This is a genomic window from Nostoc sp. LEGE 12454 (assembly GCF_056620565.1).
The window spans coordinates 1-11,871 of record NZ_JBWQXL010000066.1 but is presented as its reverse complement, the minus strand read 5'-3'; the positions used below and the strand labels follow the sequence as shown (position 1 = coordinate 11,871).

General features: G+C 42.7%; 4 protein-coding genes. All 4 read left to right on the top strand.

Translation table 11 applies throughout. The annotated features are described in order from the left end of the window. Positions 1 to 35: 35 nt before the first annotated feature. Positions 36 to 866 carry a glycoside hydrolase family 19 protein gene (locus tag AC1F2U_RS32390; RefSeq protein WP_480264870.1) on the top strand — a complete coding sequence of 277 codons (831 nt, stop codon included), beginning with the start codon at positions 36 to 38 and terminating at the stop codon, positions 864 to 866. Positions 867 to 956: 90 nt separating this feature from the next. Beyond that, the gene (locus AC1F2U_RS32385) at positions 957 to 2,828 is read left to right on the top strand and encodes a glycosyl hydrolase family 28-related protein (RefSeq protein ID WP_480264869.1); all 1,872 of its coding nucleotides are present in this window, start codon (positions 957 to 959) and stop codon (positions 2,826 to 2,828) included. 410 nt (positions 2,829 to 3,238) lie between these two features. Next, entirely contained in the window at positions 3,239 to 6,790 is a 3,552-nt protein-coding gene (locus tag AC1F2U_RS32380) for a caspase family protein (RefSeq protein ID WP_480264868.1), read from the top strand. 102 nt (positions 6,791 to 6,892) lie between these two features. Then, positions 6,893 to 11,791 carry an nSTAND1 domain-containing NTPase gene (locus AC1F2U_RS32375; protein WP_480264867.1) on the top strand — a complete coding sequence of 1,633 codons (4,899 nt, stop codon included), beginning with the start codon at positions 6,893 to 6,895 and terminating at the stop codon, positions 11,789 to 11,791. Positions 11,792 to 11,871 lie beyond the last annotated feature (80 nt).

Here is an 11,871-nt window from a genome sequence, read left to right as displayed (position 1 = left end):
AGCAATTTTGTAATTTCATTTTTTGGAGTTGATTTATGTCTTGTACACTTGGTAATTCATACACTGTTAAGTCCGGAGACACGCTTTTTATTATTGCCCAACAACAATTACGCGATGGTAACCGTTGGCGTGAGATTAAAAAACCAGATGGCACTCCTTTCACAGATGCAGATGCCTCAAATTTACAGTTAGGTCAAGAAATCTGTATTCCTAACGGGTCTGTCACTCCACCACCCCCTCCCCCAACGGTCAATGGCAATGGTTTTGCAGGTATTGTATCGCGCCAAACCTTCGAGGCTCTATTCCCAAACCGAAATGGTTTTTACTCCTACGACGGTCTAGTGACCGCCACGCAGAAATACCCAAGCTTCTGCAATGAAGGATCGGACGAAGAATGCAGACGTGAGGCGGCTGCCTTCCTAGCAAATGTTGCCCAAGAGACGGGTTTTTTACAATACATTGAGGAACTGAACACAGCAGTATGGGGTAGCTATTGCGATCCTACAACCTATCCGTGTGTGCAGGGTAAAACCTATCACGGTCGCGGACCGATCCAGTTGTCGTGGAACTACAACTATGCTACATGTGGAGCGGCTCTTGGTATTGATCTGCTCAATAACCCGGATTTGGTCTCAACAGATAGCGCTATTTCCTTCATGACCGCCCTGTGGTTTTGGATGACATCGTGCCACAATGCTATCCGCAACCCCGGTTTCGGCATGACAATCTCCATCATCAATGGTGGCATCGAATGTGGACCGAATGCGTCCCAAGAAGGCAAACAGGAAGCCCAAAATCGAATCAATTTTTATTTAAATTTTTGCCAGAGATTGGGGGTATCACCTGGCGAAAATCTTTCCTGTTAAGTAGTCGAATATCTCTGTTATAGGAAGATATTCTTCCTCATATTTTGGAGTTGATTTATGTCTTGTACACTCGGGAATTCATACATTGTTATGGCAGGAGATACCCTTTTTCTCATTGCCCAACAAAAATTAGGTGATAGGAACCTCTGGCGTGAAATTAAAAAACCAGATGGTACTTCCTACACAGACGCGGATGCCTCGAATTTACAAGTAGGTCAGGAAATCTGCATTCCTAACGCCACTTTTGCAGCAGCCGTTGCAGGCCCCACCATCATGCCCTATGATGAAATTCAAGCTGAAAATGCTGCCCACAATGGCATGGTAATTGATGCACGCCATAACCGTACCTATCCAGGGCTGGCGAATGAAGCGATTGAACGTTGCGCCGTGACACTCGATGCCGTCGGGGAATATGTCGAGTTCACCGTACCACGCAGCGCAAACTCAATCGTCGTTCGTTACGCCATTGCCGACTCGGCAGATGGTACAGGGCTAACAGCACCTATTGGTCTGTATATCAATGGTGCAAAACAGCCCGACCTCATCTTCACATCGAAATACAGCTGGATTTACGGCACCTATCCATTCAATAACAATCCCAGTGATATCAGACCGCATCACTTTTATGATGAGGCGAATCGGTTAACACCACAGATGTTTGCGGGCGACAAGGTACGTTTTCAGGTGGAGCCGAATAGTACCGCACCCTGGTACACCATCGACCTGATCGACTTTGAGCAAGTAGCACCTGCTTCTGAGATGCCAAGCGGGTATCTATCGCTGACTACTGATTTTGGTGCAGATCCTTCTGGTGTACAGGATTCCACGGCTGCTTTCCAAAATGCGCTTGATGCATCATCAAGTCAGCGTCGGGAATTATGGATTCCGCCGGGCGAGTACAAAATTAGCACTTGGTTACAGGTACGTGATAACGTAACGCTCAAGGGTGCAGGTATCTGGTATTCCAAGATTCACTTTGTAGCGCAGACTGGTAACAACGCCGGACTCATGGGACCTTGGAATACAGGCACATCCGCACAGAATGTCAACTTCTCTGATTTTGCAATCTGGGGCGAGGTTATCCAGCGCGTCGATAATGACCAACTCAATGGTATCGGCGGCGCCTACTCAAACTCAACGTTTACGAACCTGTGGATCGAGCATACCAAATGCGGTATGTGGTTGGATGGTCCATTTGACCGCCTGGCGATCGCCAATGTCCGTATCCGCAACCAAAACGCGGACGGGATCAACTTCCACAAACAGGTCACCAATTGCACCGTTACACAGTCGTTTTTCCGCAACACAGGCGACGACGCTATCGCTATGTGGAACGATCAAGGTGGCGGTTTCAACACCTTCTCGTTCAACCGTGTTGAAATACCAGTGCTGGCAAACGCGATTGCTATCTATGGTGGTGAATCTAACGTTGTTACTAATAACTACATCGCTGACCAGCAAGCCGAAGGGGGTGGTATCCACGTCGGCAACCGCTTCCCCGGAAGTAGCCCAATTAGCGGCACAACAGTAATTGCCCGCAATGTGATAGTCCGCGCTGGTTCACAGGATTACTACAACGACTGGGACTTTGGCACGGGTGCGCTGTGGTTCTATGCGCTTGATGCAAACATGACAGGCGTCATCAATGTTGAAGATAACCAAATCATCGACAGCAACTATGAAGCCATTCATTTCATTGGCAAAAGCATTACCAATGTAACCTTGAACCGCAACCAGATTATCGGCACCGGTACCTACGCGATAGAAATTCATTCGGCAGGTGCGGTAACAATTAGCAATACAGCAGCGACAGATCTGGGACACGGCAGTATTCTTAACTGCCAAACAGACTTTGTTATCACTGACGCTGGCGGTAATGGTAGCTGGATTACTCAAACACCAGTTTGCCCTAACCCTTATCCAAAACCGATTTATGCTCCGGTAGCGACCAACACACCCTGACCCAACGGAGTCTGCGCACAAATCTTGTTCATGAAGTGCAGGAAGTTGTGACACTGGTACGGTATAAATCTGGCGATTCTCGATGCGGTGATGTCCTGTCTTGAAAAGTTTTGTGGAAGGAAACCTTCCCCACAAACTTTTCGCTTTTTCTATCCGTTGACTCATACTCACATCAACATCTTTAAATCCATTGGACTGGGCTTCAAACCGAGCCATTCTGAGGGGTTTTCAAGCCCTGATTTTTCCGTTAACTATTTTCATTAAATTAACGCTATTGAGAATTAGCCTGTGGAAAAAGTCACGCTTTTTCGAGGCTTGAGGACTTGCCGTGAAAAGTCAGATTGAGATGCCGTGATTTTGCGTTTTCATAATCCGCTCAAAAATAGGACTTTATTAGAAAGAGTGACATTATGGTTAGTAATTCTCCAGAAGTTGGGATTCGCAATTTATACGCTTTGCTTGTGGGGATCGATAATTATCCCCAGCCAATTCCGTCCCTCAAAGGTTGTGTAAACGACATTACAGCAATAGAAACCTATCTAAAAAACCAGATTGCTGGAGAATGGAAACTGAGAGAACCCAGAATCCTCACGAATGAACAGGCTACTCGTCAGGCAATTATTGATGGTTTTCAAAATTATCTTTGTCAAGCTGCTAGCAACGATATCGCTCTATTCTACTATTCAGGACATGGGGGTCAAGAAAAAGCTCCCGAAGAGTTCTGGCATTTAGAACCAGACCGTTTAGATGAAACTTTAGTTTGCTACGATAGCCGTACTGAGGAGAATCACGATTTAGCCGATAAAGAACTCAGGTATTTGCTGGTTCAAGTAGCAAAGAAAAATCCCCGTGTCATTGTGATTCTCGATTCCTGTCACTCAGGTTCGGGAACTCGAAATATCCCTCAAGGAGTACGTCTAGCCCCAGAAGATACGAGAAATCGCGCTTTGTCTAGCTTCATTTTTGCCGAGGACGCAACTTTTAAAAATCTTCTACTAACTTCATTAGAAGTTAATAAGAAAAAGACAGGGTTAGATTTGCCCAAGGGAAGACATATTCTGTTGGCAGCTTGTCGAGATGAGCAATATGCGAAGGAATATCAAGAAGATGATGGTAAAACCAGAGGGGCTTTTTCTTACTTTTTCCTAAAAAGCTTAGAGCAAACTAATGGCAGCTTATCTTACCTGGATTTAGCTAGAAATATAGAAGCTTTAATTAAGGGAAAATTTCAAGATCAAGTGCCTCAACTTGAAGCAACTAACCCAGAAGACTTAAAAGAATCGTTTTTAGGAGACGCGATTCCGGAACGTCCTTTTTACTTCACCTTAAGCTACAGCACACGCCCTAACGAGCAGGGTTGGGAAATTGATGGTGGGGTATTACAGGGCATTCCTAAGCCAGTTTCTGCTGATGAGACCACATTATTAACTATATTCCCAGTGGGAAGCACATCTGAACAGTTAAGGCAAGTCTCAAATGCTTCACAAGCACGAGTGACTCAGGCATTAATCCAAAAAAGCAAGGTCGAAATTATCCAGGGTCAAGAGGGTTTAGACAAAAATAAAAGTTATTGGGCAGTCGTCAGCAGTTTGCCTCTAGAACCTTTAAAGGTTTACATTCAAGAGAATTTGGCAGAAGAAACAGGCATAATCTTGGCAAAAAAAGCTTTAGAAGAAGCTAATTCTGGTCAAAAGTCGCTATACGTGAAACAAGTTAAAAACCCCACAGATGCTGATTTTAACCTGATAGTCAGCAATGGGCAATACTGGATTACTCAAGATGAACGTCCAACTGTTGCTCCCATTCCCCAACAACCTGGTTATAGCAAAGATGTTGCTTTAGAAGCAATTCAAGCTTTAGAAGCGATCGCCCGTTGGCGCAATATTCTCAACTTGAAGAGTCCTCAAAGCAGCGAGATTAAGTCCAAAGATGTGGAGATGGAAATTAATATTATTGGTTATGAAGGAAAAGACCGAGAGATTAAACCTAATCGAGATTCAGACAAATCCCTAACTACAGCTTCAGAACTGCGCCTAGAGTACAAGTATGAAGATGGGGAGTGGAAAAAGCCAGTCATCCAAGTCAAACTGCTCAATCACAGTAACCAGAAATTGTATGCTAATGTCATCGATTTAGCAGAAGATTATTCTGTAGCAGTTCCTTTTTTTGACGAGAGAAGTAGTGTGGTGCTTCCAGCCCAAACAGCAGAGGGAGCAGGAATTGTTGCCGGATATGATGATATTAGCCTCTCCATCCCAGATGAATTTTTAGAACAAGGCATTACTGAATACAAAGATATTTTTAAGCTGATTGTCAGTAAGACAGACTTTAATGCTAGTTTACTGGAGCAAGAAGGACTAAAGCCTCCAATGAGAGGAACGCGAGGAGCAGAATCCGAAAGTAGTCTCGACCGTTTAATGGATCGAGTCTATAGCCGTAATGCTGTTTGCGCTGGGAGAAAATATGACGATTGGATCGCCAAAGAAATGGCAGTTACTATTGTCAAGCCACGGGATGCTGAACAGCTTCAACCAGGTAAAGGCGCAAAACTACTCAATGGTTTGGTTGAAGTGCAACCCCATCCTAGTTTACAGGCACAAGTAACCTTGACCACTATTTCCCAAACAACACGAGATATCGGTAATCTAATTGCACCACCCATTCTGTGGGACGAACAAGGCGTTATTGAATCATTTCAATTTACCACCAGTCGCGGTAGCAATTCAGGACTCAGTGCTGTGGAGTTATTTGCTGTCAATGATGTTAACTCAGTCACCAAAAATGCACCTCTAACTTTACTGGTTAACCAAGCCTTAGAGTCAGGGGAATATCTCTTACCTGTAAGCTATGACGGAGAGTTTTTCCTGCCTCTCGGTGTTGGAGTCAAGAAAGGAAAGCAAATAGAAATCAAGCTTGAACGCCTACCTCAACCGACTACAAGTAGCCGCAGCTTGGGTGGTTCGATCAAAATTTTCTTTAAAAAGCTCCGCACCTCAAAGCTAGGAAATTCTTATGAGTATCCTATTTTAGCTGCTGCTAAGGTGAGGGAACAAGACAATAAGATAGAGATTATTTACAACAAAGATTCAAAAGAAATAAAAAACCTAGTTGCTTCCGCTCAGAAAATTGTCCTCTATATTCACGGTATTATCGGCGATACCGCAAGTATAGTTGGTAGCGTTCAACAGGCAAAATTAGAGGTGAATGGTCAACTACATCCGCTACAGGAACTTTATGACCTAGTTTTAACTTTCGATTACGAAAATATTAGCACCACCATTGAAGACAATGGGCGATCGCTCAAACAAGGGTTGGAAGCTGTAGGTTTAGGAAGAAATCACAGCAAAGAATTGCATATAGTCGCCCACTCAATGGGGGGATTAGTTTCTCGCTGGTTTATCGAACAAGAAGGCGGAAATCAAATCGTTCAACATTTAGTGATGTTGGGAACTCCCAATGCTGGTTCTCCTTGGCCAGCAGTTCAGGATATGGCTTTTGCTCTTTTAGGGTGGGGTCTTAATCAAATTCCTGAGATGGTTTGGCCTGCCAAAGTCGTGGCTGATTTAGCGGCTAAGTCACTAAAGTTTGTGGAAGCGAATGATAATGCTCTCGACCAAATGCAACCTGACTCAGAATTTCTCCAGGTGATCGCTAATAACCCAGATCCCCAGATTCCTTACACCATTATTGCCGGAGACAGGTCGCTGCCAATATTACAGTCTCCAGATCGCTTCCGGCGATTAATGGCTAAACTCTTTACTCCAGCCGTTAATAAGGTGGTAGATGGTTTGGTGTTTGGAGGAGAACCTAACGATATTGCAGTTTACCTAGCCAGCATTAAAAGTGTGAGTGGCGATCGCACACCGAGTCCAAAAGTTCTAGCAAATGTTGCTTGCGATCATCTGACTTATTTCAGCACAGAAGCGGGTTTAAAAGCATTGGCGGATGCTCTCCATCCATAGTTGCAATTGCCCTTCTGATTCCTAAAACCGCATAAGAAGGGCATCAACAATCAGGAAAAATGAAAATTACGTAACCTGATCTACCAAAAAAGGGTGTCTATTGTGGCAAAGATTAACCGAAGTTTAGCGATCGTCATTGGAATTGACAAATACGAGCAGATTCCAAAACTCAAGAATGCTGTCTTTGACGTTAAGGAACTAGCTAATGTTCTTAAGAATAACTATGGCTACGAGGTTTTACTTTTACTAGATCAAAGAGCAACTAAAGCAGAACTTGATCGACTTGTAACTAATCTTAAAAATAAGACTATCCAGTTTGATCGTCAGCTGCTCCAAATTGAACAAAGCGATCGCCTATTGTTTTACTTTGCTGGTCACGGATTTGCTGAGGAAGCACAAGATAACGAAGATGGTAAACCATCCGGTTATTTCATGCCTCAGGATGCAGAGGATGGTAATCGAAATACTTGGCTGTCTATGCAGGAACTATACAAAGTTTTCACTGAATTAGACTGCCATCATCTATTAATGATTCTAGACTGCTGCTTTGCTGGCAGAATTTCTTGGGCTGGAAACGGAAGAAATGCAGCACGCTCCCGCAAATTGTATCAACAAAGTTATGACCATTTTATTAAATATCGAACTCAGCAAATCATCACCTCCGCCGCCCATGATGAAGAAGCACAAGATTCATTTCGTTTTGGACAACGGGGAGAGCAAAATGGACATTCGCCCTTTGCCCATTTTCTGTTAAAAGTTCTCCAATGTAACTCCGATGGAGGTAATGATAAATTCATTGAGACATTTATTAATGATAAGGTAATTACTGTCCATGAACTCTTTGCCTATCTACAAAAGCAACTGGGAAAAGTCGCCCAAGGACAAACATCTGCTCTTTCTCAGCCTCGAAAGTACGACCAACAAACAGGTGAATATATTTTCCTCAAGGGGGAATACCTCTTTCCACTTCATAATTTTAATCCTCAAGATTTAAGACCCCTGAAGCTGGAGGAAGAGAATAATCCCTATAAAGGTTTAGCCTCATTTGAAAAAAAGGATAGTCAATTATTTTTTGGCAGAAAAAGGCTGATTGAAGATCGCAAAGAAGGTTTACTTTCAAAAGTTAGGAATAATCCACTTACTGTGGTGTTAGGTACTTCAGGCTCAGGGAAATCTAGCTTAGTAAAAGCTGGTTTAATTCCGGCTTTAGAATCTGATCAGCAGAAGTGGGTCACTCTTGAGCCAATGCGACCTGGTGAGTCTCCGTTGAGTGCTTTGAAGAAAATATTGACACAATCTGGGTCAGCTTCTTCTACTATTCTGAGTTTAAGTTCTCAGGAAAAAATCAAGATTATCTGTAATAAAATTGAGAATTTTATTTATCCTGATTCTAAATTATTATTAGTGATTGATCAAACGGAAGAATTGTTTACTTTTTGTCAAAATCAAGAAGAACGTACAGATTTTATTAATCTATTAGATCAGTTATTAACCACTTATAAACAACAGTTGCAAATAGTGCTAACTTTACGCTCTGAATTTGAACCTCAAATCAGGGATGCAATCAAGGAAACCCATTGGCAAAAGGTTTGGCAAGATGGGAGGTTTTTTGTGACTCCGATGGACAGGGAAGAGTTACAACAAGCGATCGAAGAACCTGCTGCACAACGGGCATTATTTTTTGAGTCTCCTAAGTTAGTCAACGATTTGATTGACGAAGTTGTTCAAATGCCAGGGGCTTTACCCCTACTTTCTTTTACTTTGAGCGAGCTTTATTTAAAGTATCTCAAAGCTGAGGAAAATCTAGAAAGGAATGACCGAACGATTACTGAGGCAGATTATAAAGATATAGGTGGGGTTACACGCGCTCTAATCCAAACTGCTGACAAGACGTATAACAAGTTAGTAGAAAAAAAAGTTGACGAGCCAACTATTCGTAATGTGATGCTGCGAATGGTAGCTAGTAGTAGCGGGGAACTAGCTCGTAGGAAAGTACTAACATCTGAATTGGTTTATGCAGAGCAAAAAAAACAATATGTGCAGACAGTAATCGATCACTTTTATGAAGTACGTTTGCTTGTCAAAGGATTGGATACCGAAGGTCAAGAATATGTAGAACCAGTCCATGATGCGTTGATAACTGGATGGACAAGGATTAAGTATTGGCTTGATGAGAAGCAAGAAATCGTTAAACCAGTAAGCTGGTGGAATCCAATCAAAAATCTGTTGACTGCAAGTTTAGGAAAAGTCTCTCTGCCTTTAACATTGAAAGAAAATAGCAGTAAAAGTACTCGCTCTAAAGCTGAAATACAATTAAAGGTCAATCTTCCTTTACAACGGGACGTGACTACTGCTGCTGTTAGGTGGAACAATGAGGAGAAAAAGTCAAATTTTCTTTGGAATGCTAGTCCTTTTCTTGATTTTTTAAAGCTGGTACTCAAATCTGAACAAAATAACTGGTTTAACCAGTTAGAAGCTGAATTTGTGCAGAAAAGTGTTCAGCAAAAACACCGAAACATTCGTTTGCGTTGGCAGATTGCAATTGCGGTCATACTGGGATTGAGTGGGTTGACTATCTGGGCAAAGATTAATGAAGCCAAGACTTTAAGAGAATCCGCAGAAATAAACTTACAAAAAAACCAATCTAAAGATGGGATGGTTAATAGTTTAGAGGCAGGCAAGATCCTGAATAACATGTTTGTGTGGTTATCACTGCCAATTAATCAGTTAATATCCAAAACTGACCTCCGAGAACAAGTAAGAGGAACTCTGCTAAGGGCAGTTTATACCGTGAGAGAACTTGACCGCCAAGAAGCGGATCAAGGCATGGGTACAGTCAGAACCAGTTTTAGCCCAGATGGTAAGCTACTAGCTAGTGCCGGAGAAAATTGCAACGTCCCTGTCCGTGTTTGGGATTTTCAGAGACAGACTTTAAGCAAATCGAATTTCATTAAGTTTAAGGATAAGCCTGATAAGTCTGATAATTTTTATAATAAGAATAATTGTGAGCCAGTCAAAATCACCCGTTTTAGCCCAAACAGTCAACAACTAGCTGTTGCTGGAGCAAAAGGCACTGTCGGTGTATGGGATTTGCGGCGTGAGGACAAGGAATTGATAAAGTTGAAAATATGGGCTACAAGGCAAGGCCAAGTCAAAAGCATTAGTTTTAGCCCAGATGGCAAGCTACTGGCTACTGCTGGAGCAAAAGGCACTGTGCATATATGGAACTTGGACAATTTTTCTGAGATATCTGAAAGTAAAAGTCTTTGCGTTTTCAACTCTTGTGAGAAGAAGCAAGTCTGGAGTGTAGCATTCAGCCCTGATGGTAAAAGACTGGCTAGTACTGGAGAGAGTAACACTATCCGTTTATGGGATCGAGAGGGGAACAAATGGAAGGAAAACATCATATTCAATATCATTAAAGAAAAAGAAAAAGAAAAATATGACATCACGAGCGTCAGTTTTAGCCCAGATGGACAGAAACTAGCTACTGCCGGAAAAGATGGCATTATCCGTGTATGGGATTTTAAAAATGCGAAGCTGCTTAAGAATAAGCCAATCGAAAACAAAATTGCAACAAATCAAAACACTGTCTGGGAGGTAGCATTTAGTCCGGATGGAAAGAAACTCGCTAGTGCTGGCCAGGATGGAATTGTTCGTTTGTGGGATTTAAATAAGTTGGAGTTGGAGTTGGATAAGTTTGAAGGGCATCATGGACCAGTTAGAAGCGTCAGTTTTAATCGTGACCATCAGGAACTGGCTAGTGCTGGAGATGATGGCAGTGTCCGCTTGTGGAATTTGCAGGGTAATGAGTTGGAAAAATTTGAAGTCAATCTGAAGGACGCGCCAAAAGACCCTCTGGTGGCGGTTAGCCCTGATGGCAAGCTACGGGCTATGGGAAAAGATGACGGTACTGTCGTCTGGGAGAACTTGCATAGTCCAGCGAAGTCCCAAATCAAAACGGAGAGTAAGGGTAGTCATGTAGGTCCTGTCAAAAACTTGGCGTTCAGTCCGGATAGCAAGCTACTGGCTAGTGCTGGAAAGGATAGTACTGTCCGCTTATGGAACTTGGATAATGGGGAACAGAAATTCCTATTACCGACATATGCAGAAGTGAATTCAGTAGCATTCAGTCCGGATGACAAGTTACTGGCTAGTGCTGGAAAGGATGGCATGGTGCAGTTGTGGAATTTGCAGGACGACTTGGGGGCGGGTAAGCCTTTTGCAGCATGGAAAGCGTATCCAGATTCAGTCAAGAAAGTAAGTTTTTGCCGAGATAGTAAGGTGGTTTTGATTACCGCAGGAGAAGATGGCACTGTTAAGTTGTGGCCGATTAAATCATTCGATGACTTAATGCAGCAGGCTTCTGTTCCCGTGCGTAACAATTTGCAGAACAACCCCAATGTCAGTGAGAGCGATCGCCATCTATGTGACGATGTACCAGTTTCAGTTACATCTCCAATTTCTACGATCCCTTTTCCTACTACATCTCCCCCTACTGTAATTCTTCCATCCTCACAGACGATCGCTGAAGACTACTACACTAGGGGAAGTGAGCAGGCTGACAGCGAATATATTAAGAATTTTCCCAACATTCTTGCTAAAAGTTCCACTAATGTAAAAAAAGCCAAGGTTTACGTTAATAGAGGAGCAAATTACTACAGGCAGAAAAAATCTCCTCTGGCAATCAAAGATTATGAAGAGGCACTCAAGATAGATCCTAACAATGTCGATGCTTACATTAACAGAGGAATTGCGTACTCTTCTTTGCAAAAACCCGAACATCAACGAGCTATTGAAGATTATGAAAAGGCACTCAACATAGATTCTAACAATGTCTATGCTTACATTAACCGAGGGATTGCCTACTCTGCTTTGGGCAAACATGAAACGGCGATCAAAGATTACGATCAGGCAATAGCGATCGCTCCTCAAAATGCTGATACTTACTATGCTAAGGCATCATGTAAAAATAACTTGAACAATTTGCCGAATGGTTAGATGATCGGAATGTAACCGAATTAAAGGCTTATATGTCTGATAAGCAGGTAGTAGAAAGCATTCAAGACAAGTACGATTCG

What these genes read in the sequence shown, in the direction of transcription:
- AC1F2U_RS32390 (WP_480264870.1), top strand. Translation starts at nt 36, where the DNA reads ATGTCTTGTACACTTGGTAATTCATACACTGTTAAGTCCGGAGACACG.
- AC1F2U_RS32385 (WP_480264869.1), top strand. Translation starts at nt 957, where the DNA reads ATGGCAGGAGATACCCTTTTTCTCATTGCCCAACAAAAATTAGGTGAT.
- AC1F2U_RS32380 (WP_480264868.1), top strand. Translation starts at nt 3,239, where the DNA reads ATGGTTAGTAATTCTCCAGAAGTTGGGATTCGCAATTTATACGCTTTG.